At 67.1% G+C, this 20,179-nt stretch carries 23 protein-coding genes; 10 read left to right on the forward strand and 13 right to left on the reverse strand.

Going from position 1 to position 20,179, the window contains the following annotated elements; genetic code table 11:
* The first annotated feature begins 27 nt into the window (after positions 1-27).
* Positions 28-444, forward strand: coding sequence for a winged helix-turn-helix transcriptional regulator (locus AC3WJI_RS06055; protein ID WP_492756353.1), 417 nt, complete (start codon positions 28-30; stop codon positions 442-444).
* A gap of 181 nt (positions 445-625) precedes the next feature.
* On the opposite strand, the gene AC3WJI_RS06060 is transcribed toward AC3WJI_RS06055, so the two are convergent.
* Positions 626-2,248: an NAD(P)/FAD-dependent oxidoreductase gene (locus AC3WJI_RS06060; protein WP_492756354.1), complete on the reverse strand. Its 1,623-nt coding sequence runs from the start codon at positions 2,246-2,248 to the stop codon at positions 626-628.
* A 46-nt stretch (positions 2,249-2,294) separates the two neighbouring features.
* On the opposite strand from AC3WJI_RS06060, the gene AC3WJI_RS06065 reads away from it, so the two are divergent.
* The gene (locus AC3WJI_RS06065) at positions 2,295-3,863 is read left to right on the forward strand and encodes an HAD-IIIC family phosphatase (protein ID WP_492756355.1); all 1,569 of its coding nucleotides are present in this window, start codon (positions 2,295-2,297) and stop codon (positions 3,861-3,863) included.
* On the opposite strand, the gene AC3WJI_RS06070 is transcribed toward AC3WJI_RS06065, so the two are convergent.
* The 5 genes from AC3WJI_RS06070 to AC3WJI_RS06090 form a co-directional block, all read right to left on the reverse strand.
* Positions 3,860-4,213, reverse strand: coding sequence for a hypothetical protein (locus tag AC3WJI_RS06070; protein ID WP_492756356.1), 354 nt, complete (start codon positions 4,211-4,213; stop codon positions 3,860-3,862). The two genes, AC3WJI_RS06065 and AC3WJI_RS06070, sit on opposite strands and share 4 nt — an antisense overlap.
* Positions 4,214-4,216: 3 nt before the next feature.
* Positions 4,217-5,068 carry a hypothetical protein gene (locus AC3WJI_RS06075; RefSeq protein ID WP_492756357.1) on the reverse strand — a complete coding sequence of 284 codons (852 nt, stop codon included), beginning with the start codon at positions 5,066-5,068 and terminating at the stop codon, positions 4,217-4,219.
* Between the two features lie 64 nt (positions 5,069-5,132).
* Complete coding sequence (locus AC3WJI_RS06080) at positions 5,133-5,645, reverse strand: hypothetical protein (RefSeq protein ID WP_492756358.1); 513 nt, start codon at positions 5,643-5,645, stop codon at positions 5,133-5,135.
* A 113-nt stretch (positions 5,646-5,758) separates the two neighbouring features.
* On the reverse strand, positions 5,759-6,625 hold the full coding sequence (locus AC3WJI_RS06085; RefSeq protein ID WP_492756359.1) for a DUF6683 family protein: 867 nt from the start codon (positions 6,623-6,625) through the stop codon (positions 5,759-5,761).
* Positions 6,626-6,636: 11 nt separating this feature from the next.
* Positions 6,637-6,867: a hypothetical protein gene (locus tag AC3WJI_RS06090; protein WP_492756360.1), complete on the reverse strand. Its 231-nt coding sequence runs from the start codon at positions 6,865-6,867 to the stop codon at positions 6,637-6,639.
* Between the two features lie 261 nt (positions 6,868-7,128).
* Between AC3WJI_RS06090 and AC3WJI_RS06095 the strand changes: the two genes are divergently transcribed.
* From AC3WJI_RS06095 to AC3WJI_RS06110, 4 genes are all read left to right on the forward strand, one after another.
* Entirely contained in the window at positions 7,129-7,731 is a 603-nt protein-coding gene (locus tag AC3WJI_RS06095; protein WP_492756361.1) for a hypothetical protein, read from the forward strand.
* A gap of 84 nt (positions 7,732-7,815) precedes the next feature.
* The gene (locus tag AC3WJI_RS06100; protein WP_492756362.1) at positions 7,816-8,103 is read left to right on the forward strand and encodes a hypothetical protein; all 288 of its coding nucleotides are present in this window, start codon (positions 7,816-7,818) and stop codon (positions 8,101-8,103) included.
* Between the two features lie 376 nt (positions 8,104-8,479).
* Complete coding sequence (locus tag AC3WJI_RS06105; RefSeq protein WP_492756363.1) at positions 8,480-8,842, forward strand: DUF6683 family protein; 363 nt, start codon at positions 8,480-8,482, stop codon at positions 8,840-8,842.
* Positions 8,843-9,036: 194 nt separating this feature from the next.
* A complete protein-coding gene (locus AC3WJI_RS06110) occupies positions 9,037-9,348 on the forward strand; it encodes a hypothetical protein (RefSeq protein WP_492756364.1) in 312 nt (103 codons plus the stop codon).
* A gap of 80 nt (positions 9,349-9,428) precedes the next feature.
* Here the strand turns inward: AC3WJI_RS06110 and AC3WJI_RS06115 are convergent, their stop codons facing one another.
* The 7 genes from AC3WJI_RS06115 to AC3WJI_RS06145 are packed head-to-tail and all read right to left on the reverse strand — an operon-like array spanning position 9,429 to position 13,991.
* The gene (locus tag AC3WJI_RS06115) at positions 9,429-9,767 is read right to left on the reverse strand and encodes a helix-turn-helix domain-containing protein (protein ID WP_315587580.1); all 339 of its coding nucleotides are present in this window, start codon (positions 9,765-9,767) and stop codon (positions 9,429-9,431) included.
* A 26-nt stretch (positions 9,768-9,793) separates the two neighbouring features.
* Positions 9,794-10,549 (reverse strand): type III secretion system export apparatus subunit SctT, encoded by a 756-nt coding sequence (gene sctT, locus AC3WJI_RS06120; RefSeq protein ID WP_492756365.1) that lies wholly within the window; start codon positions 10,547-10,549, stop codon positions 9,794-9,796.
* A 17-nt stretch (positions 10,550-10,566) separates the two neighbouring features.
* The gene (gene sctS / locus AC3WJI_RS06125; RefSeq protein WP_492756366.1) at positions 10,567-10,836 is read right to left on the reverse strand and encodes a type III secretion system export apparatus subunit SctS; all 270 of its coding nucleotides are present in this window, start codon (positions 10,834-10,836) and stop codon (positions 10,567-10,569) included.
* Positions 10,837-10,848: 12 nt separating this feature from the next.
* Positions 10,849-11,511 carry a type III secretion system export apparatus subunit SctR gene (gene sctR / locus AC3WJI_RS06130; protein ID WP_492756367.1) on the reverse strand — a complete coding sequence of 221 codons (663 nt, stop codon included), beginning with the start codon at positions 11,509-11,511 and terminating at the stop codon, positions 10,849-10,851.
* Positions 11,511-12,500 carry a FliM/FliN family flagellar motor switch protein gene (locus tag AC3WJI_RS06135; protein WP_492756368.1) on the reverse strand — a complete coding sequence of 330 codons (990 nt, stop codon included), beginning with the start codon at positions 12,498-12,500 and terminating at the stop codon, positions 11,511-11,513. The genes sctR and AC3WJI_RS06135 overlap by 1 nt, the downstream gene beginning before the upstream one ends.
* Positions 12,497-12,832: a flagellar biosynthetic protein FliO gene (fliO, locus tag AC3WJI_RS06140; RefSeq protein ID WP_492756369.1), complete on the reverse strand. Its 336-nt coding sequence runs from the start codon at positions 12,830-12,832 to the stop codon at positions 12,497-12,499. Before fliO ends, AC3WJI_RS06135 begins: the two co-directional genes overlap by 4 nt.
* A 13-nt stretch (positions 12,833-12,845) precedes the next feature.
* Positions 12,846-13,991, reverse strand: coding sequence for an EscU/YscU/HrcU family type III secretion system export apparatus switch protein (locus tag AC3WJI_RS06145; protein WP_492756370.1), 1,146 nt, complete (start codon positions 13,989-13,991; stop codon positions 12,846-12,848).
* 484 nt (positions 13,992-14,475) lie between these two features.
* Between AC3WJI_RS06145 and AC3WJI_RS06150 the strand changes: the two genes are divergently transcribed.
* The 4 genes from AC3WJI_RS06150 to AC3WJI_RS06165 are packed head-to-tail and all read left to right on the forward strand — an operon-like array spanning position 14,476 to position 20,159.
* On the forward strand, positions 14,476-15,180 hold the full coding sequence (locus AC3WJI_RS06150; RefSeq protein WP_492756371.1) for a lytic transglycosylase domain-containing protein: 705 nt from the start codon (positions 14,476-14,478) through the stop codon (positions 15,178-15,180).
* Positions 15,181-15,187: 7 nt separating this feature from the next.
* A complete protein-coding gene (locus tag AC3WJI_RS06155; protein WP_492756372.1) occupies positions 15,188-17,176 on the forward strand; it encodes an FHIPEP family type III secretion protein in 1,989 nt (662 codons plus the stop codon).
* Positions 17,177-17,190: 14 nt separating this feature from the next.
* Positions 17,191-19,044: a type III secretion system outer membrane ring subunit SctC gene (gene sctC, locus AC3WJI_RS06160; RefSeq protein ID WP_492756373.1), complete on the forward strand. Its 1,854-nt coding sequence runs from the start codon at positions 17,191-17,193 to the stop codon at positions 19,042-19,044.
* Positions 19,041-20,159: a SctD/MshK family protein gene (locus AC3WJI_RS06165; RefSeq protein ID WP_492756374.1), complete on the forward strand. Its 1,119-nt coding sequence runs from the start codon at positions 19,041-19,043 to the stop codon at positions 20,157-20,159. Before sctC ends, AC3WJI_RS06165 begins: the two co-directional genes overlap by 4 nt.
* Positions 20,160-20,179 lie beyond the last annotated feature (20 nt).

The following is a 20,179-nucleotide window of genomic DNA, read 5'->3' on the forward strand; positions in this document are numbered from 1 at the left end:
GAGGTAACCTGATTACTAGGGGTTCGCATGACCCAACAAGGAGGCACCTTGCCGACACTAGATAACCAGCTGGATACCGCCTGCAGCGGGGATACGGCCCGTTGCGAGCATATCAGCCGTCTGCTCGCGCGGATCAGCGACAAATGGTCGATGCTGGTGGTGCGCGTGCTCGGGCAGGGGCCGCGCCGCTTCAATGCGCTGCGCCGCGATGTCGGCGAGATCAGCCAGAAGGTGCTGGCGTCGACGCTGCGCGACCTGGAGGAGAACGGCTTCGTCTCACGCACCGTGACGCCGGTGACGCCGCCGCAGGTCGAATATGCGCTGACCGATCTCGGGCGCGATTTCCTCCAGCCGGTGCAGACGCTGGCCGAATGGGTGCTCGCCAATTCCTCGCGGATGGACGCCGCCCGCATCGAATATGCGGCGCGCCGGGCGGGGGATTAGGGAGCTATTCAAATGGCTCCCCTCCCTGCTTGCAGGGAGGGGCAGGGGAGGGTGCGCACGTCTGTGCGGCTAAAAGACTGTCGAGTTGTTCGCCAAAACAGCCACCGGCGAGGCATCGAGCCTCGCCCGTGGCTACCCACCCCTGACCCCTCCCTTCCAGGGAGGGGAAGTCGAACGTTATCTATCGCTCCATCATGCTCCGCGCGACCGCCTCGGCGGTCTTGATGCCGTCGATCGCCGCCGAGAGGATGCCGCCGGCATAGCCTGCGCCTTCGCCCGCAGGGAACAGCCGCGCGACGTTGAGGCTCTGGAAGTCGGCGCCGCGGGTGATCCGCACCGGCGAGGAGGTCCGCGTCTCGACTCCCGTCATCACTGCGTCGGGATGGTCGTAATGGGCGATCTGGCGGCCGAATACCGGGAGCGCCTCGCGGAATGCCTCGATCACGAAGCCTGGCAGGCAGGCCGAGAGATCGGTCATCGTCACGCCGGGCTTGTAGGAAGGGATCACTTCGCCGAGTGCGGTCGAGGCACGGCCGGCGAGCAGGTCGCCCACCTTCTGCCCCGGCGCGTGATAGTTCGAGCCGCCGGCGAGAAAGGCCATGTCCTCCCAATACCGCTGGAGCGCGAGGCCCGCGAGCGGGCCGTCTGGATAGTCTCGCGCCGGATCGATCGCCACCACCAGCCCCGAATTGGCGTTGAACTCGGCGCGCGAATATTGGCTCATGCCATTGGTGACGACGCGACCTTCCTCCGAGGTCGCGGCGACGACGCGCCCGCCGGGGCACATGCAGAAGCTGTAGACCGTGCGGCCATTGGCGCAGTGATGCGCGAGGCTGTAGGCGGCGGCGCCGAGATCGGGGTGCCCGGCGCATTTGCCGAAGCGGGCGCGGTCGATCCAGCTTTGCGGATGCTCGATGCGGACACCGATCGAGAAGGGCTTGGCCTCGAGATGGACGCCGCGACGGTGGAGCATCTCGAAGGTCGGCCGCGCGCTGTGGCCGACCGCGAGCACGACATGGTCGGCCTCGAGGAAGCTGCCATCGTGGAGATGGAGCCCGCGCAATTGCTGCTTGCCGTCGGGCAGGCGTTCGAGCGCAATGTCATCGACGCGCGTCTCCCAGCGATACTCGCCGCCCAGTTCCTCGATCGCGCGGCGCATGCTCTCGACCATCGTGACGAGGCGGAAGGTGCCGATATGGGGATGCGCTTCCCACAGGATGTCGTCGGGGGCGCCGGCCTTGACGAACTCCTCGAGCACCTTGCGGCCCAGGAAGCGCGGGTCCTTGACCCGGCAATAGAGCTTGCCGTCGGAGAAGGTCCCCGCGCCGCCTTCGCCGAACTGGACGTTCGAATCGGGGTTGAGCTCGCCGCGGCGCCACAGGCCCCAGGTGTCCTTGGTACGCTGGCGGACGACCTTGCCACGATCGAGGATGATCGGGCGGAAGCCCATCTGGGCGAGGATCAGTCCGGCGAACAGCCCGCACGGCCCGGCGCCGATCACCACGGGGCGCAGCCCGGCCCAGCCGGCAGGCGCCTGAGCCACGAACTTATATGCCATGTCGGGGGTCGGGCGGAGGTCCTTGTCCGCGGGAAACCGCGCGAGCACTTCGGCTTCGTCGGTCAGCTCGACATCGACAGTGTAGACCAATTGGATCGCATTGCGCCGACGCGCATCGTTGCCGCGGCGATAGACCGTGAAGCCCTTTAGGTCGGCAACCGCGATGCCGAGCCGGCGGGCGATCGCTTCGGGCAGCGCCTCCGGGGCGTGGTCGAGCGGAAGGTAAAGTCCGGAAAGGCGAAGCATCGCCAAGCCCCTAACCGCTTGCGCCGAATGCTGCCAGCGCGCGCGAATGTCCTACAATGAGGGGATGTGGACTGCGCCGATCAAGCTGATCATCTGGGATCTCGACGACACGCTGTGGCACGGAACGCTCGCCGATGGCGAGGCGGTGACGCTGCACGCGGGCCGGGCCGAACTGATTCGGGCATTCAACGCCAAGGGCGTGGTGTCGTCGATCTGCTCGAAGAACGATTTCGAGGTGGCGAAGGCCAGACTGGCCGGCTTCGGGCTGTGGGATGAATTCGTCTTTCCGCACATCGCCTTCACGCCGAAGTCGGCTGCGATCACGGCGATCATCGAGGACATGCAGTTGCGCGCGGCCAATGTGCTGTTCGTCGACGACAATCCGCTCAACCTCGCCGAGGTCGCGCACGCGCTGCCTGATATCCATACGCTCGACATCACCCGCGCCGATGCCGACGACCAGCTAGCCGGGCTGCTGGTGCTGCAGGCCGGTACGCGCAGCCGGGTGGAAGAGTATCGGATTCTCGAGCGCAAGAAGCGGGACCGCGCTGCGGCGACGTCGCTTTCGAACGAGGATTTCTTGCGCGGCTGCGGTATCCAGGCGTGCGCGCCGACGCTGATGGACAATCTCGACTTCGCGCCGCGCATCGCCGAGCTGATCAATCGCTCGAACCAGCTCAACTACACCGCCTCACGGGTCGAGCAGGCAGCGCTCGAGCGCGACATCATGGACGTGGTCGGTTTCGACAGCTGGTCGTTCTTCGCCTGGGACGATTACGGCCGCTACGGGCTGATCGGCTTCGCGATGGTCGACCGCGCCGCCGGGCAGCTCAAGCATTTCACCTTCTCGTGCCGGGTGATGCACATGGGGCTCGAGGAATATGCGCTGGACAAGGTGCGCGCGCTGTGGCCGGCGATCGACAGCAGCGCCTGGGATGGGCGGTTCAGCCGCGTCGCGCCCGACTGGATCACCGACTGCAGCTTCCACGATCCCGAGATCCGCGCCGCACTGTTCGCCGAGCAATTGCCGACGGTGGCCGCCGAGCCGGCGATCCGGATCATGTTCGATTGCCAATCGGGCGGGATCGCGCATTTCAGCCGCTTCCGCCCGGCGATCGAGTTCGACAACTCGCCCCGGCTGTTCGCGCTGCGCATGATGAAGGACGGCAGCTACGCCGAGCAGCATTTCCCGCCCTTCCTCGTCTATGGCGCGACGGTTGATTATCTGGACGTGCGCTGGCCTGGCCAGTGGCATCTGCTCGAACGCGGGCTCTACCAGACCTGTGTGATCCGCACCTGCACGATGCTGATCGAGCGCGGCGCGCGGATGCTGGTAGTGCTGCCGCCCGAAGACGCGCCCGACGATAAATACCGCATTGCCCTCAACCATACGCGCGAGCGGACGCGCTTCTTCAACGCGCTATGGCGCCGCGCCGCGCGGGAGAATCCCGAGCATCTCTGGGTGCTCGACCTGGCGCATCTGATCGAGCGCGACGACGAGATGGCCGACGTTACGCATTATCATGCCGGGCTGCTCAGCAAGATCGCCGGGCAAGTGGATTGCTGGGTCGAGCAGGTGGCGCTGGGCGGCGGTGCGGAGGCCGAAGCCGCTTAATAGCTGCCGTGCGCGCTCCGCGGATACCACCACGCGAAGCGCGTGCCGAGATCGCTGGTGCTGAACACGGTATTGCCGCGATTGCGCTCATACCCCATCGCCGGCTTGCCGTTGAGCTGGCCGGCCCACCAGCCGCTGTTCGCACGGCCCACAAAGGTCACCTCGATCCCCGGACCGGTGAAGCGCATCCGGTGCGCGCCGTTGCGATCGACTTGATCGGTGAACTGACAGGCACGCTCGGGCCCGTCGTCGAGCGAGCAGCGCACGGTCTCAGGCGGTGCCGCTTTTGCTGCGGCGGTGCCGGCGAGCAGCGCCGCCGCGACGACCGAGATCATGATCTGGCCACGCATGGCTCAGAGCGGCGGGTCGAGCGCGATGCGGTAGCGCATTTCGGCGGAGAAGGTGCGCGCGACTGCCTTGAGGTTTGCATCGACATCGGGGTCGCGCTCGATCGATTCGAGCGCCGCGAAGGCCGCGGTGCGATGCCGCGTGCTGCGGAACAGCGGTGTCGCCAGTTCGGGGACGCGCCGCTCGCCGATCGGCCAGCTCGACATGCAGGCGAGGTCGGTCACGACCTGGCGCATCTCGCTCTGACCCAGCTCGACGCGCTTGAGCGTGCCGGTGCGGCGATAGGCTTTTGGCCAAGCCTGCTCGAACGCGTCGAGCGCGCGCGCCTGGTCCGACGGGTCGATCGCATTGGCGGGCTTGCACGTCGAGACGGCAAGCGTGGCGGGGGCGGCGGGAGCCATCGTTCCGGCGCCCTGGGTGATCGCCGCCGCGGTAGGATGCATGCGGCCGTCCGCGTAAAGGTATCGGACCAGCGGGCCGCCGTTCGCGGCGGGCATCGCGACGGTGAACACGCCGCGGCGCAATTGCGGCCGGGCGGCGGGACTGCACGTTCCGAACGATTCGGTGACGACCGGCTCCTGGCCCGCGCGTGTCACGATCACCGCGTAGCGCGCGGGGCATTCCGCGCCGCTCTTGCCGCGGATGAGGTGCAGGCGCGCGTCGCGGACGGTATAGCTGCCGACCACCGAGAGATGATCGACAAGCTCGGCGCCGAACGGCCGCGAGATCACCGTCTTGCCGAGCCTGATCGCCTGCTCGCTGCCGGCGGAGATGACGGTCGCCTTCTGCTCGGCGGCATGCGCTGCCCCCGCCGTCAGCAACAAGGGGGCGGCGAGCAGCATCATTGGCCTTGGCATCGGGAACCTCTCAAGAGCGGGAATGCACGGCGCTAGCACGCGCGAAACCGCGCGAGGTTCCGCCTCAGCTGCGATTTTGCGCGGAGAGGTCGGCGGTCGCGGCCTCGAAACGCGCGATCACGCCATCGAGGCCCGAAGGGGCGTCGAGACCGGCGGCACCGTCGAGCGCGCTGCGGACCCCGCTCACTTGCTGGTCGCCGCTCGCGCCCGACAGGCCTGCGATCTGGACGACCGCCTGGCGGGTGAAATCGTCGAGCGCGCGGCGCAATTCGCCTTCCTGCGCCGGGCTGCCGCCGAAGCGCGCCGAAAGGTCGCTGGTCAGCGCGCCCAGGCCGTAGGCGTCGCCGCGCCGCGCGAGCTCGCCCATATCGGGGGTGAAGCCGCTGCCGTTGCCGGCAGTCTGGCTCCATGCCTGGGTGCCGCTGCCATTGCCGCGGCTCGCAGCATCGACCCAGGCGAGGACCCGGTGGCCGATCTCGCCCATCGTCTCGATGGCCGCACCGCGTGCCTCGCTCGACGCGCCGAGGCCGGTGGCGGAGAGGGGCGATGCCCCCGAGATGCGGTCGATGCTGGTCATGATCCTATGTCCAAATGGCGTTGACCGGGAAAGCCGGCGCTGTGCCTGCTATTAGCCCAATCTTCTCCGCCAGATGTGGCGATTGCGGGTGTCGGGCGCCATAATCGCAACGATTAGCTGGCATGCGAGACGTCTTCCGCGCGGCGCGTCCGCCACAGGCCGCCCGCGAGCACGGCGGCACCGGCTGCCGCAACGGCATATAAAGCGGCGTTCGCACTCTCCGCGGTCTGGGGGAGAGGGGTGGCAGGCACGCGCGCGGGGTCGACCGCACCGGTGCGTCGCGGCACGAAGCCCTGGTCGGTGAGGTCCATCGCATCGAGATCGAGGCCCGATTGCCGCGCGCCGGCGCGGGCCGCGGCCGCGATGCGCCGCAGCTGCGCGGGATCGTTCTTGGCCTGCTCGAGGCTGGCGCCGATCAGCAGCGACTGGAGCAGATGAGCTTCCGCCAGTTCCTGCTTCTTGGCGTCGCCGGCAGAGGCGAGGCCGGGGATCGCCGCCATCGCCTCGGCAGCCTGGCTGCGTACGGCGGCAATCTGGCGGACAGGCGGCGTGTCGGTGCGCGAACGCGACGCCAGCCAGGCATTGAGCCACCAGATCGCATAGGCGTCGGCGACATTGTCGATGCGCAATCCATATTGGGCGAACTCGGGCGCCATCTTCGCGATCACGTCGGTGCGCAGGTCGTTTTCGAGCGAGGCGGCACTTTGCGGATCGCGGGCGCGGGACTTCGCAACGAATTTCGCGAAATTGGCGCGCCTGCGCTCGAGCGAGGGCGTGTAGGACAGCCGCGCCGTGGGTGCGGGGGCCGTGGACCTGCCGCGGCGCGCGGGCGTGACCGATTCCCGCGCGGCCTCGTCCATAGCGGTGCCATGGGCGATCCCCGCCATCAGCCCGCCCCAGTCGACGCCCTCTTGCGCGCGCGCCGGCTGGGCAGCCGAAAGCGCGGCAAGCGCGACGGCGAGCGAAAGCGAACGGCGCATCGGCGGCGCGGTCAGCGCGACAGGCGGTCGAGCGGCGAGGGGGTGTCGAGCAATCGCTCGATCGGCCCCGATTCGGCGGCGTTGGTCGGGCTCGCCTGCTCGGTGCCGCGGCGCAGGTCGCGCGATGCCTCGTCCGCATGGTCGAGATCGCGCGCCGCGGCGTCCTGGGCACGTTCCGCGTTCGACATCCGGCTCACGCCGAAACCGACGCCTGCCACGTGCACTCCGATCGCGATGGTCATTGCCTTACTCTCCTATGTGCGCGCCCGAGATAGGTCATGCGGGGGCGAACGGCTATAGTCGCATCGACTAAACGCGTGGCCGGCACGGGCGGTCCGGATCCGCAGCCGAATCCCTCCCTAAGCGTTTTGACTAGCCGTACTAATCGGATCGGTGAGAGCGCCCGCGCATCCGATCGGGCAGAAGGTCGTTGACGGCACACCCCTTGCCGCCGTCCCACGGGCCCCGGTTCGAGGGCAGCAGATTAAGGATGGAGAACCACGATGTTCGGACTTAACGGCTTCAACCCGGTTTCGCTTCTCGCCACCACCGCGCTCGGCCCGGTCGGCGGCATCGTCGCGCAGCTCGCGACGCAGATCTTCTCGTCGATGGCGCATCAGCTGCTTCAGCAGCTTGGCCAGCAGATGGGCCTGCCCCAGTCGGCGATCGACCTGGCGCATGACGCCTTCGACAGCGCGGCGGGCGGCCACGGCGTGCGCGGCGGCGTCAGCACCGAAGATTCGATCAGCGAGGCCGCCAACCAGTTCGGCGCCAGCCCCGCCGAGACCGGCGACGCGCAGCGCAAGGCCGACAGCGACATCCGCGATGTCCTGAACAATCTTTCGCAGAGCGACGAGGTCAAGGAGGCCAAGAGCGGCAAGGGCGGCAACAGCTGGCTCCGCGCCATGGCCGAAGTCCTCGGCAAGAAGCTCGACGATCTCGCCCACGAGATGGAAGACAAGGCGGGCAAGGTCAACAAGGAAGACCCGAGCACTTCGACCGACTTCACTGTCGTGTCGCAGGAGTTCAACATGCTGATGAACGCCACGACCAACGCACTGAAGACGATCGGCGAAGCGATGGGCAAGAGCGCTTCGCGTCAGTAACTACGGCGTTCAGAGCGTATTCAGTCGGTGGGGCACATTGGTTTCAATGTGCCCCATTCGGCTATGTGAAGAGGAGCCAAGAGAATGATCAGGACGATACTCGCGGCGACCGCCGCCATGCTGGTGGCAGGATCGGCACAGGCGCAGGACTATACCGGCAACGTCGACCCCTCTGCCTATAGTCTGCCGACCGTGATGCACTCCGCCATCAACGCGCGCGCGAAGAGCCGTGGCAGGACGCAGGGCCACACTTCGACGCGGGAAGCGGCGGCGATCTGCGCCAATGAATTGCCTCGCGTGCGCGCACGCTATGGTTCGAACGACCGGCGCGTCGTGCGGCTGGCGCGGTTGTGCCGTCAGGGCGGGTACTGATTCATGCACGCCGCGGTTTCGACAAGGAGACCGCGGCGCTCGACCAGGCTCGCAGCGTTCGTCGCGCTGGCTGTGACCTCGGTCCCCGCGCGTCAGCGCAGGGCGTCTTCAACATGGGGATGCTCACCAACACCCTCTCGCAAGGTGGCGATTCGCAATCGGAGAGCGCCCGGGCGAGCAGTCTGCCGGTGTTTCGCTCGATTGCCCGAACGCCGCGATCAATCGAGCGGCGATCCGGTACAGCCCCGACATGGCGGTTCGGAAGCGGAACCTGGCGTAATTCGTCGCCCGGCTCCGGCGTGTCGATCCGACCAGCGCCGCCGACATCGAGCGTTCCTTCGCGCGCAGCGATCCCATCGCCCAGATAGGCGACTTGATGCGCCCGGTTGGGCTCGACCCCAACAACGTCGCCGATGCCATGGCGATCTATCTGATCACCGCTTATTATGGCGTGCGCGGGTCGACAGATGGCGAGCCGGCCGAGTTCAAGGCCGTGAGCGCACAACTGGCGCGTGCGATCAACGCCAGCACCAATTTCGCCGGAGCCAGCGACGCGCTGAAGCAGGAAATCGCCGAGTCGATGATGGTTCAGGCGGCGCTTGTGAACCAGGCCGTGCAGGCGGCGCAGAAGCAGCCCTCAGCGATGCCCGCTGTCAAGGCGGCGATCGCGAAGGGCGCGCGCGCCGCATTTGGCTTCGACGTTGGCAGCATGCGGCTCGGGCCGGAGGGACTAAGCTGATGGGGAGCAATCGCTCGCCGCAGCCGCCGCGACAAGGCGCCGTGTCACTCCTCCTGAGGCATTTGTATCGGCAGGCCGAGTGTTGATTGCAGACGTCGCGATTTGCGGAATGCGAGCGCGGCGGTCGGGGTACTAGGCGGACTGAGGTCAGCAGTACGATGGTTGGACCGGTCTGCGAATGAATGGATGTACTGATGACACGTTATCTGATCATGATTGCGTCGGTGGCGCTCATAAGCATGGACGCCACGCGAGCGATGGCGCAGGTGGATCCCGCGTCGGTGGGTCAAGGCGCTGTCTTGAGTACGACGATGCGGGCGCATTCCAATCGCATCGCGGCCGGAAACGCGCGGAAAGGGAACCGGGCGCCTGTCAGCGATGCGCGAATGGCCAATATTTGTGGTCCTGAATTAGCCCTTTATCGCCGCCGGTACGGCGCCCTGAACCCGGAAGTGCAGTTGCTCGCCGCAAGATGCGCGAAATTCGCTCGGCAGCGACAACCTTAGCCACAGGTATTCAGGAGCGCGGCGGAGATCGATCGATCACTCGGTCGGGATGCTACCGATCGCCAGAGACGAGAACGCGGTCAGTCCGCCGGGTAGAAAAGAAGTCCCGCCAGCGCCGCGAGCTCGCGCATCCCGTCGAGCTCCAACTTGCGCGCGACGTTCGACAGATGCACGCGCACGGTGTTTTCCGCCATCAGCAACAGCGTGGCGATGTCGCCGTTCGAGCGGCCCCAGCCGAGAAAGCGGATGCAGGTGATCTCGGTCGGGGTGAGCCGCAACAGCGCCTCGCGGTGGCGCTTGGGAACGCGCGCCGCCTCGATCATGTGCTCGCCCAGGGCGACACGCTCGGGTGCTCCGGGCATCGCATCCGCCTTGCGCAGCAACTCCGCGATTGCGGCGAGGCGTTCATCCTCGGTCATCGGGGCAGGGGCGGGGGCCATGAGCGTCAATGCGTCAGACCGCGCAGGATGTTCAGGATCACCTCGGGCCGGCTGAGGATGTCGCGGGTGATCGCCTCGATGAACGAGCCGAGCAGCAGCAGGATGATCGAGGTGGCGGCGAAGGCCTTGATCGACATCGACAAGGTGAACACGTTGAGCTGCTGCGCGAAGCGATTGATCAGCCCCAGGCCGAGGTCGATCAGGAACAGCACGGTCAGCACGGGCGCGGCGAACAAGGTGGCGAGCACCATCATCCGGCCGAATTCGGCCTCGAACAATCCGAGCCCGCGCGCATCTAGCGTCGGCATCGGCGCCGCCACCGGCCACAATGCGTAGCTTTCCATCAGCACGTGGACGAGCAGCGAAAGCCCGCCCGAGAAGATGAACACGATCCCCGCGAGCCGCCCCAGGAACGCGCCATTGAGCGAGGTCTGGTGGCCCGACAGCGGGTCGACGATCTGTGCCATCGTCGCGCCGACCTTGGTATCGATGATCTGCCCCGCGGCCTCGAGCGCCCATAGCACCGAACCGAAGAAGAAGCCGATCACCAGCCCGACGAACACTTCCTTGGCGAACATCGCGACCCACTCGCCAGGGCCGAGCATCGAGACGTCGAGCGTCGGCTGGAGCGTCAGCGAGATTATCCCGAGCGAGACGAGGATCGAGTTGCGCACCATTGCCGGGATAAGGTCGGGCGAGAAGATCGGCATCAGCATGAACGCCACGGCGATCCGCGCAGACGCGACGCCGAGCAGGAGCATGGGATCGCTCCAGCCGGTCACCGCCGGATCATCGCCGGGAATTCGCTGAAGATGCGATCGCTGTAGCGATAGAGCGACGCCCCGATCAGCGACGCGGTCACGAACAAGGTTAGCACGATTGCGAAGAACTTCGCGGTATATTGCAGCGTCTGTTCCTGGATCTGCGTCGCCGCCTGGACGATCGCCACCAGCAGGCCCGCCACCGACGCGACGATGATCGGCGGCGCCGACAGGATCAGCACGAGCCAGAGCGCGTCATTGGTGAGGCCGATGAAGTCGCCGTTCATGCGGCTGCCTCCTCAGACATAGGACAGCACCAGCCCGTGGCTGAGCTTTACCCAGCCGTCGACCAGCACGAACAGCAACAGCTTGAACGGCAGGGATATCGTCGTCGGGGACAGCATCATCATCCCCATCGCGAGCAATATGTTCGAGATGACCAGGTCGATGACGAGGAAGGGAAGGAATATCAGGAAGCCGATCTGGAAGGCCAGGCTCAGTTCTTTCACGACGAAGGCCGGGATGATGATGATCAGGTCGCGATCGGTCATCTCCTTGGCATGCTCGGGATTGCCGACGCGCTGCGCGGTGCGCAGGAAGAAGGCGCGCTCATTGGGATCGCTGTGCTTGATCAGGAATTCGCGCAGCGGCTCCTTGCCGACGTCGATCGCGGTCGAAATCGAAGCGGTCGACTGCATCATGCTGCCTTCGATCTGCCGCGCCGCGATCGCGTCCTGCATCTGCTGGCCGACCGGGTACATGACGTAGATTGTCAGGATCAGCGACAGGCCGTTGAGGACGATGTTGGGCGGCACCTGCTGCAGCCCGAGCGCGTTGCGCAGCAGGCTCAACGTGACGACGATCTTGGTGAACGACGTGACCATCACCGCGACGAACGGCGCCAGCGCCAGCGCGACGACGACGATCAGCGCCGAGCCGGGCGTAAAGCTCGAGAGTTCCATTATTCCTCCCCGTCGGCGGAAACCCCGGTGATCAGCACGCCATAGCCGTCGCCGACCGCGACGAGCTCGCCCTCGGCCACGCATTGCTCGCCGGCGATGACGCGCACCGGCAGGGTCCCGGTCGCAGCGGGCAGGGGAAGCACGCTGCCCTTGCCGAGCGTCGCCAGCTCGGCCGCGGTCATTCCCGAGCCGATGATCTCGATCACGGTGGGCAGCCGGACGTCGCTCCATCCCGCATCGCCCGTGGCAACGGGCGCGAAGGGCTCCTGTGGTCCGTCCTTTACGGCATCATCCTGCAAAACGAGCACCCCCTCGTTGAACGCGACTCGTGCGCGTGGCGCATCGTTGCGGCCCGGCAATGACAACTTCGCGACCGGCGCCCCGGTTCCCAAAAGCAGCAGAGCGCCACGCGTGATTGCAGCAATACTGGCGGCGCGCACCGCGGGACCGTCGAAACGCGCGGTCCAGCGCAGCCTGAGCCCGCCGATGGCGGTCGCGGCGAGCGCGATCTCGGCAAGCGGCTCGACCGCCATGTCGGGCGGGATCGCCAGCAGCAGGCGGTGCTGGATGACGCCGTTCGCCGTGGTCGCGTCGAGGCGCAGCAGCACGGGATCGCCGGCATAGCTCTTGTGCAGCCCCGCCGGCTGGAGCTCGCAGCCGAGCACCAGCTCGAGTGCCCCGACCAGCGGCTCGATCCGCCCGAGCGTTGCGGCGGCGGCAGCAGCATCGACGCTGCCCTGCGCGCCCGAGACGCGGGCGAGCGCGCCGTCGACGAGCAAAGGTGCGATCTGGACGAGATGGTCGCCGCTGCGGAACTGGATCCAGGCGACCGCGGCGCGCCGGTCGCGCTCGGTGGCCATCCGCACGCTGGTCTGCAGGTCGTCGATCAGGCGCCGGTTGAGCGCGCCAATCAGCGTCGTCTGCAATTGCGCGCGGTGCTCGTCGATCGCGCGCAGATTGGTGCGGAGCTGTTGCGGACGCGCATTCACTGGATCGTCTCCGTTCGCAGGATTTCGGTTTCGGCAACATCGACCGCGGCGCCGCTGCCCCAGTTGCGGATCAGCGAGATCGAGCCGGGTGTGACGCCCACGAGCATCAGCTCGCCCTCGGCCTCGACCAGCACCAACCTTTCACGCTGGCCCACCGGGAGCGCGCGGACGAAGCGGATCTGGCGCTCGGCGGCGCCATCGCGGCCGCCGAGTCCGCGGTCCTGCCAGCGCCGCAGTGCGCGCAGGCTGACCCAGGCCAGCCCGAGCACCACCGCGAGCGCGATGATCGTCCCAAGCAGTCCGGAAAGCGCAGCGCCGATCGTCGAATCCATCAATTGGGCCTCATCAGTTCGTTTGAATCAGGTCGGGTTCGGTGAGGTCCGGCGCGGTCTGGCCGTCGCGGACGCGCTTCGCCCACAGGATGATCTGGGCGATCGCGTCGAACATGTCGCGCGGGATCAGTTCGTCGGGCGCGCCGTCCTCGTAGAGCTTGCGCGCTACCTGGACGTGGCGGATGATCGGGATCCCCGCTTCCTCCGCGGCCTCGCGCATCGCGGCGGCGAGCGGGCCCTCGCCCTTCGCGGTCATCATCGGGACCGGGCAGCTCTCCTGGTCATAGGCGATCGCGATGGCGATGTGCGTCGGATTGACGACGAGGACATTGGCGTCGCGCGTCGCGCCGACGGCGTTCTGACTGGCCCATTCCTCGTGCAGCTGTCGACGGCTCGACTTGATGAGGGGGTTGCCCTCGTTTTCCTTCGATTCCTCGCGGATGTCGCGCATGCTCATCCGCAACTTCTTGGTGTAGCTGTGCTTCTGCCATGCCATGTCGAGCACCGCGACGAGCAGGAACACGCCGAAGGTCCAGAGCATGGCGGTGCGCACCAGCGCGCCGGTATAGAGCAGCACCGAGGCGGCGGCAGAGCGGCCGTCGGTGTCGGCGACGGGCAGCAGCACCGGTCCGGTACGCTCGATGATCTCGGCGAGCGATCCGCGCAGCACCAGCCAGATCACGAACACGATCAGCGCCGCCTTGCCAATCGTCTTGGCCAGCTCGACGAGGTTGTCGATGCTGAACATCTTCTTGAAGCCCTGGACCGGGTTGAGCTTGTCGAGCCCGGGCTTCATCTTCTCGGTGGTGAAAACGCCGCCGGCCTGGAGGAATTCGGACATCACGCCGGTGATCGCGGCGGGAAGCAATGCGACCGCGGTGATGCCGAGCAGCGCCCAGAGCGCGCTCCAGCCGAGTTGCGACAGCGCGGTGTGGAACGGCACGTTCCCGCCGATCAGCTTGAAGCCGTCGTCGAACAATCCGATGACCTGCTTGCCGGCATAGCCCGCGCCGAACATCAGCACGAGCATCCACACGAACAAAGTGGCGGTCGCGGTGATGTCCTTCGACTTCGCGACGTCGCCCTTCTTGCGCGCGTCGGCGAGCCGCTTCGGTGTCGGCTTTTCGGTCTTGTCGCCGCCGTCGTTTTTCTCGGCCAATCGCCGCCTCCAGCCTTACTCGTGCCTCGCCCGAACGACGGACGAGAGGAGAGCGCCGGATGCGTTCGTCGACCGCCCCAGACGAGGCAGCACCTGAACTTCAAGGTTGGAGCGCAGGACCCTGTTGCGTACCAAACGCCGTTATTTTCCCAAAACGCGTCGCAAAGGTCAACTCGCGCGCTTTGTACGAAATCGTCACTAAAGCGAAGTAATTTGGTAATTTAACCACGATGAATCACTTAAATCAATAAGGCTGCCCGCGGATCGTTTCGGATTCGACACGGTATCCGGTCAAGCGACGAGCTGCGGTTTGGCCGGGACGGGGTGGTCAAAAACCGCGATGACCCGACTCAACTAAGGGCTGTTACGTAGCGTCCGATCGCGCTAACTTTTATTGGCCGGATGAGATTCCGGATCGCAGGACCCAAATGCGAATCAAACGATCGTCAGCATGGCCCACCCCGGGCTTGCAGGGAGATCGTGTATGCGCTTTTCAAGCTCTGTCCCGTCGCTCCGCTTCGCATGGAAGCTGGCAGCCGTCGGCGGTGCCGCCATCGCGGCAATCCCCGCGCAGGCGGGCAATTGCGACGCTGCGGCGATCGGCTCGCGCTATGTCGAGGCGCTGCGCTTCTGCGGGCCGCAGGCCGCGCCTGCTGCGCCGCGCGTCCAAGCCGATCCGGTGGTGCTGCCCGATCGCAGCTCGGTCAGCGTGAGCATGCCAGGCTTCCAGAAGCGGCTCGCTCTGGCGACCCGCGCGGTGCGGGCACGCGGCGGCACGGGCGGCAACGATGCGCTGATCGCGTCGGTCGCCTATCGCTATCGGATCAATCCGCATCTGCTCGCCTCGATGGTCAACGCCGAATCGGCGGGCCGCCAGCGCGCGGTGTCGAACAAGGGTGCGCTCGGCCTGATGCAGGTGATGCCGGCGACGGCGCGCGGGCTCGGCGTGCGCAATCCCAGCGCGCTGCTCGACGATCCGGTGCTCGCGATGCACACCGGCGCGCGCTACCTCAAGCAGCTGCAGGGCCAGCTCGGCAACAACGTGCCGCTCGTCGTCGCGGCGTACAATGCCGGGCCCGGCGCCGTGATCAAGGCCGGCCGCCGCGTGCCGCGCTACCGCGAGACCCAGGCCTATGTGAAGAAGGTCGTCGGCCGCTATCAGGCTGCGCAGGGCGGACGGGCGCGCTGAGGCGGCCATGAGCGTCGAACGCTATCTTGCCAGCAGCAATGCAGCCAAGCCGCTGCCGCTAGCGGCGCGCATCGCGGACCTGTTCCTGGTCGCGGGCGTGGTCGCGATCGTCGGGCTGATGATCCTGCCGCTGCCGACGCTGATCATCGACATGCTGGTGGGCGTCAACATCACCTTCGGGGTGATGCTGCTGCTGACCACGCTCTACATTCGCGGGCCGCTCGATTTCTCGTCCTTCCCGTCGATCCTGCTGGTCTCGACGCTGTTCCGGCTGGCGCTGTCGATCGCGACGACGCGGATGATCCTGGTCGAGGGGCATGCCGGGCACATCATCCAGACCTTCGGCACGATGGTGGCCGGCGGCAACATCGTCGTCGGGCTCGTCGTGTTTCTGATCATCACGATCGTCCAGTTCATCGTCATCGCCAAGGGCGCCGAGCGCGTCGCCGAGGTCGCCGCGCGGTTCAGCCTCGATTCGATGCCGGGCAAGCAGCTGTCGATCGACAGCGACCTGCGCTCGGGGCTGATCGACAAGGACGAGGCGCGCCGCCGCCGCCGCACGCTCGAGCTCGAGAGCAAGCTCCACGGCAGCCTCGACGGCGCGATGAAGTTCGTGAAGGGCGACGCGATCGCCTCGGTCGTGATCGTCATCGTCAACCTGATCGGCGGCCTCGCCATCGGCGTGATGCAGCAGGGCATGGAGATCGGCGCCGCCACCTCCAAATATTCGATCCTGACGATCGGCGAGGGTCTGGTCGCGCAGATCCCGGCGCTGCTCGGCGCGATGGCCGCGGGCCTGATGGTCACGCGCTCGACCGACGAAGAGACCGACACCAATCTCGGCCAGGCGATGCATCGCCAATTGGTCGCCAATCCGCGGGTGCTGCTCGCGGTCGGCGGCATAGCCTTCCTGATGGCGCTGATCCCGGGCTTCCCGGCCGCGGTGTTCATCGTGCTCGGCTTCGTGTCGATGTTCTCGGGGGCGGCGATGCATCCGCGGCTCAAGCCGCACATCGTCCGCCACTCGGGCCCGATGCGCAAATTGCTCAGCGGCGGGCGCGAGGCGCCGCGGCCGGTGACCTTGCTCGCCCAGCCCGAGGCGCCCAAGGCCGTCGTGCCTTTGCTCCTCCAGCTCTCGGGCCCGCAGCCTTCGATCGAGGAGGAGACCGCGCTTTCGGCAAAGCTCGTCGCGATGCTCGAGCGGCTGCAATATCGCAGCGGGGTGCCGCTGCCCCGGCTGGCGATCCATTTCCTCGCGCCCGACGGGCCGCAGGCGTGGCGCCTGCTCGCCTTCGAACTTTCGGTCGGGGCAGGCGAGGGCAGCGATGCCGAGACCGTGGTCGCCGCCGTCGAAGGGCTGATCCGCCGCAATTTCCCGCGCTTCCTCGGCGTGCAGGAAGCCGTCGGTCTGCTCAATCGCGTCGGCGACGAATATCCCGAAGTGGTCAAGGAGGCGGTGCGCGCCGTCCCGGCCTCGCGGATCGCCGAAGTGCTGCGCCGGCTCGCCGAAGAGGAAGTGCCGCTGCGCAACATGCGCGACGTGCTCGAAGGGCTCACCGAAGCGGCGAACCAGGAACGCGAGATCGCGCGGATTGCGGATCTCACGCGCATCGCGCTCAAGCGCTATCTGCTCGATTCGGTCGCGCAGGGCGCTGGCATTCGTGCACTCGTGGTGACCCCCGAGCTCGAGACCTTGATCCGCGAGGCGACGCGCCTGGTGGACGGAGTCGAGCGGCTGGCGGTCAAGCCCGAGGTCGCGCGCGAGCTGGTAGCGACGATCGGCCGTACCGCTGCGGAGACCGGCGCCAACGCGCTGGTGACCTCGTTCGAGGTGCGCCGTTCGGTCCGCAAGCTCATCGAACCCGATCTTTTCGAGCTGCCGGTGCTCGCCTTCAACGAACTCTCGCCGACCACGCCTGTCGAAATGGTCGGCCAGATCGGTCTTCCGCCAGGGGCTTTGGCCGAAGACTCGCCTGCCGCGCTCGCGGCCGAATAACAACGGAGGGCTGTTTGAAGCTGTATAAGAACCCGTCGATGCTGTTCGTCGCCTTTGCGGCGGCGCTGCCCGTGCCGTACGCGGCGCACGCGCAGACCCCACCGGCGCCGGCCAGCAACCAGATCTCGATCGTCGCGCGCGACCAGCCGATCGCGGCGTTCCTGCGCGATCTGTTCGGGAAGGTCGGGCGGCCGGTGGTGCCCAGCGCCAAGCTGACCGGAACGGTCAACGGCGTGTTTCAGGGCAGCGTCGAGAAGATCTACGGCGACATCGCCAAGGCCTTCAACCTGGTATCCTATTATGACGGCGCGGCGGTTTATGTGTACGCGCCCAACGAGCTCGGCGTGCAGACGCTGCAGCTCGGCCGTGCCGGCGCCGAGCGGGTCGCGCGCCAGGCGCGTGCGCAGCGCCTGCCCGATCGCCGCAACCTTCTGCGCGTCACCACCGACGGACTCGTCGTCAGCGGCACCCCGCGCTTCATCGAGCAGGTCACCGGCATGGCGCGCGGCGAGGGCCTCGCCGACGGTGCCCCCGCGGCACCGGGTAGCGCGCCCGGCGGCGGCGGGCGCGGCGGCGGTTATTACGACGCGCCCCGGGTCCCCGCGAGCCAGCCGGTCGAGTTCCGCGTCTTCTACCTGCGCTATGCCCGCGCCGAGGACACCGTGGTGACCGCGGGCGGCCGCGAGACGCGCGTTCCCGGCCTTGCCTCGATCCTGCAGAATCTCGTGCTCGACCAGAAGCCCGGCGGCAGCGCCGTCACCCCGTCGCTCGGCGCGCGCCTGGTCCGGCAGAGCCAGCCGCGGCTCAAGGGCCAGGGGCTCGACTCGGTCGCGCCCGACAATTCGCAGTCCAGTGCCTATGCCGCGACCGACGTGCTCGGGGGCGGTGACGGCATGGGGCTCGCCGCACCGCTGACCCAGGACGTCGTCCGCATCGAGCCGAGCGCTTATCTCAACGCCGTCGTCGTCCGCGACGTGCCCGAGCGGATGGCGGCATACGACTCGCTGATCCGCGCGCTCGACGTCGAGCCGCAGATCGTCGAGATCGAGGCGACGATCATCGACATCAATGTCGACCGGCTCCAGAAGCTCGGCATCAACTGGCGCTTCGGCAGCGGCGGCTTCGGCGCGCTGTTCGGCAACGGCACCAGCGACGATACCCGGCTGCTGCCGATTCCAGGCACCAACCGCCGCGACAACGTCACCAACATCACGCCTTCGGGCCAGGGCGGCACGATCTCGACGATCATCGGCAGCCAGCGCGAGTTTCTCGGCCGAGTCACCGCACTCGAGAACAAGGGCGCGGCGCGGATCGTCTCGCGTCCGCAGATCATGACCCTGTCGAACGTCGAGGCGGTGTTCGACCGCACGCGCACCTTCTACGTCCGCGTCGCCGGCCGCGAGGAAGTCGACCTGTTCAACGTGACCGCCGGCACGATCATGCGCGTCAATCCGCACGTCTTCCGCGACCACGACCAGACCCGCATCCGCGTGCTGGTCAACATCGAGGATGGCAGCATCAGCCCGAACTCGGCGGTGGAGAACATTCCGATCGTCGACCGCGCGAGCGTTGCGACGCAGGGCATGGTGCTCGACGGCGAGAGCCTGCTGCTCGGCGGCATGACGATCGACGCCGACAGCAACGACGAGACCAAGGTGCCGCTGCTCGGCGACATCCCGCTGCTCGGCGAATTGTTCAAGTTCCGCACCAAGCAGCGCGGCCATACCGAGCGGCTGTTCCTGATCACGCCGCGGCTCGTTCCGCTCGCGTCGCGCGCGACGGCGATGGCGCCGGGCGCGCCGGTGCCCGCCGCCAACCAGCCGCCGGCGAAGATCCCCGTTCCGGCCAGCGGAGCCCCGACGCAATGACCGCGATTTCCGTTCTACGCGTGCTCAACGGCCGGCTTGCCGGCACCGAGAAGCAATTGCCGACGAGCGGAACCGTGTCGATCGGCCATCAGTTCTGGCAGGATGTCGTCATCCGCGATCCTGCGACGAAGGGCATTGCGGTCGACCTGCAGGTCGACGGCGAAGTCGGCGCGCAGATCACGGTGCTGACCGGGGAGGCGCTCTTGCTCGGCTCGCATATCGGCGAGGGGCAGACGGCGATCCTCCCGGCCTATGTTCCGTTCTCGATCGGCGGCGTCGCGCTGGCCTGGGGCGACCCGGAAAGCGCGCGCTGGACCGAGGCGAGCGACATCGCCGGCAGCACCCCGACGCCGTCGCTGCCGCCGCCCTCGCCGCAGGACGAGGCGATCGCCTTGCTCGGCAAGGCGGGCGAACAGGTCGGCAGCTGGGTCACGCGCAAGCGCGCGATCGCGGTCGGCGCGATCGCCACGCTGGTGGCGGGCGCGGCGCTCGCGGTGCCGACGATGGACGCGCTCGGCCTTCGCGGCGATCACGCCGCCCGCGCCGACCATGTCCTCGATACCGTCGGACTGTCGCCGCTGACCACTGCCAACGACTCTGCCACCGGCGGCGTGATCGTCAGCGGCGTCGTGGCCAACGATGCCGAGCGGATGAAGGCGCAGGAGGCGCTGCGCGATCACGGGATCGACGCGACGGTCAATGTCCAGACCAGCACCGAGCTGGCTCAGGCCGCGGTCGAGGTGGCGCGCATCCACGGGCTGCAGGCGATGGGACGGCCGATCTCGCGTACCGGCGTCGAGCTTCGCGTCACGCGGATGACCGACGAGGAGCGCGGCAAGCTCGCCCAGGCGATCCGGACCGACGTCAAGCAGCTCGGCCGGCTCGTCTTCCGCGACGATCTTCCGCCCAAGGACGATTCGCCCATCCGCACCGTCTCCGATGCCACCAAGAAAGTATCGACCGTCGTCGCGGGCGACCCGGCTTATATCCAGACCGTCGACGGCGCGCGTTATTTCCCCGGCGCGATCATGCCGAGCGGGCATCGACTGATAACAATTCAGGGAGACACGGTCTTCTTCGAGAAGAACGGCCGTGAAACACAATTGAAGTTCTGATCATTTAGAGTGTGAGAGGA

The sequence above is a fragment of the Sphingomonas sp. FW306-1B-B10E genome (assembly GCF_058782005.1).

What these genes read in the sequence shown, in the direction of transcription:
- AC3WJI_RS06055 (WP_492756353.1), top strand. Translation starts at nt 28, where the DNA reads ATGACCCAACAAGGAGGCACCTTGCCGACACTAGATAACCAGCTGGAT.
- AC3WJI_RS06060 (WP_492756354.1), bottom strand. Translation starts at nt 2,248, where the DNA reads ATGCTTCGCCTTTCCGGACTTTACCTTCCGCTCGACCACGCCCCGGAG.
- AC3WJI_RS06065 (WP_492756355.1), top strand. Translation starts at nt 2,295, where the DNA reads ATGTCCTACAATGAGGGGATGTGGACTGCGCCGATCAAGCTGATCATC.
- AC3WJI_RS06070 (WP_492756356.1), bottom strand. Translation starts at nt 4,213, where the DNA reads ATGCGTGGCCAGATCATGATCTCGGTCGTCGCGGCGGCGCTGCTCGCC.
- AC3WJI_RS06075 (WP_492756357.1), bottom strand. Translation starts at nt 5,068, where the DNA reads ATGCCAAGGCCAATGATGCTGCTCGCCGCCCCCTTGTTGCTGACGGCG.
- AC3WJI_RS06080 (WP_492756358.1), bottom strand. Translation starts at nt 5,645, where the DNA reads ATGACCAGCATCGACCGCATCTCGGGGGCATCGCCCCTCTCCGCCACC.
- AC3WJI_RS06085 (WP_492756359.1), bottom strand. Translation starts at nt 6,625, where the DNA reads ATGCGCCGTTCGCTTTCGCTCGCCGTCGCGCTTGCCGCGCTTTCGGCT.
- AC3WJI_RS06090 (WP_492756360.1), bottom strand. Translation starts at nt 6,867, where the DNA reads ATGACCATCGCGATCGGAGTGCACGTGGCAGGCGTCGGTTTCGGCGTG.
- AC3WJI_RS06095 (WP_492756361.1), top strand. Translation starts at nt 7,129, where the DNA reads ATGTTCGGACTTAACGGCTTCAACCCGGTTTCGCTTCTCGCCACCACC.
- AC3WJI_RS06100 (WP_492756362.1), top strand. Translation starts at nt 7,816, where the DNA reads ATGATCAGGACGATACTCGCGGCGACCGCCGCCATGCTGGTGGCAGGA.
- AC3WJI_RS06105 (WP_492756363.1), top strand. Translation starts at nt 8,480, where the DNA reads ATGCGCCCGGTTGGGCTCGACCCCAACAACGTCGCCGATGCCATGGCG.
- AC3WJI_RS06110 (WP_492756364.1), top strand. Translation starts at nt 9,037, where the DNA reads ATGACACGTTATCTGATCATGATTGCGTCGGTGGCGCTCATAAGCATG.
- AC3WJI_RS06115 (WP_315587580.1), bottom strand. Translation starts at nt 9,767, where the DNA reads ATGACCGAGGATGAACGCCTCGCCGCAATCGCGGAGTTGCTGCGCAAG.
- sctT (WP_492756365.1), bottom strand. Translation starts at nt 10,549, where the DNA reads ATGCTCCTGCTCGGCGTCGCGTCTGCGCGGATCGCCGTGGCGTTCATG.
- sctS (WP_492756366.1), bottom strand. Translation starts at nt 10,836, where the DNA reads ATGAACGGCGACTTCATCGGCCTCACCAATGACGCGCTCTGGCTCGTG.
- sctR (WP_492756367.1), bottom strand. Translation starts at nt 11,511, where the DNA reads ATGGAACTCTCGAGCTTTACGCCCGGCTCGGCGCTGATCGTCGTCGTC.
- fliO (WP_492756369.1), bottom strand. Translation starts at nt 12,832, where the DNA reads ATGGATTCGACGATCGGCGCTGCGCTTTCCGGACTGCTTGGGACGATC.
- AC3WJI_RS06150 (WP_492756371.1), top strand. Translation starts at nt 14,476, where the DNA reads ATGCGCTTTTCAAGCTCTGTCCCGTCGCTCCGCTTCGCATGGAAGCTG.
- AC3WJI_RS06155 (WP_492756372.1), top strand. Translation starts at nt 15,188, where the DNA reads ATGAGCGTCGAACGCTATCTTGCCAGCAGCAATGCAGCCAAGCCGCTG.
- AC3WJI_RS06165 (WP_492756374.1), top strand. Translation starts at nt 19,041, where the DNA reads ATGACCGCGATTTCCGTTCTACGCGTGCTCAACGGCCGGCTTGCCGGC.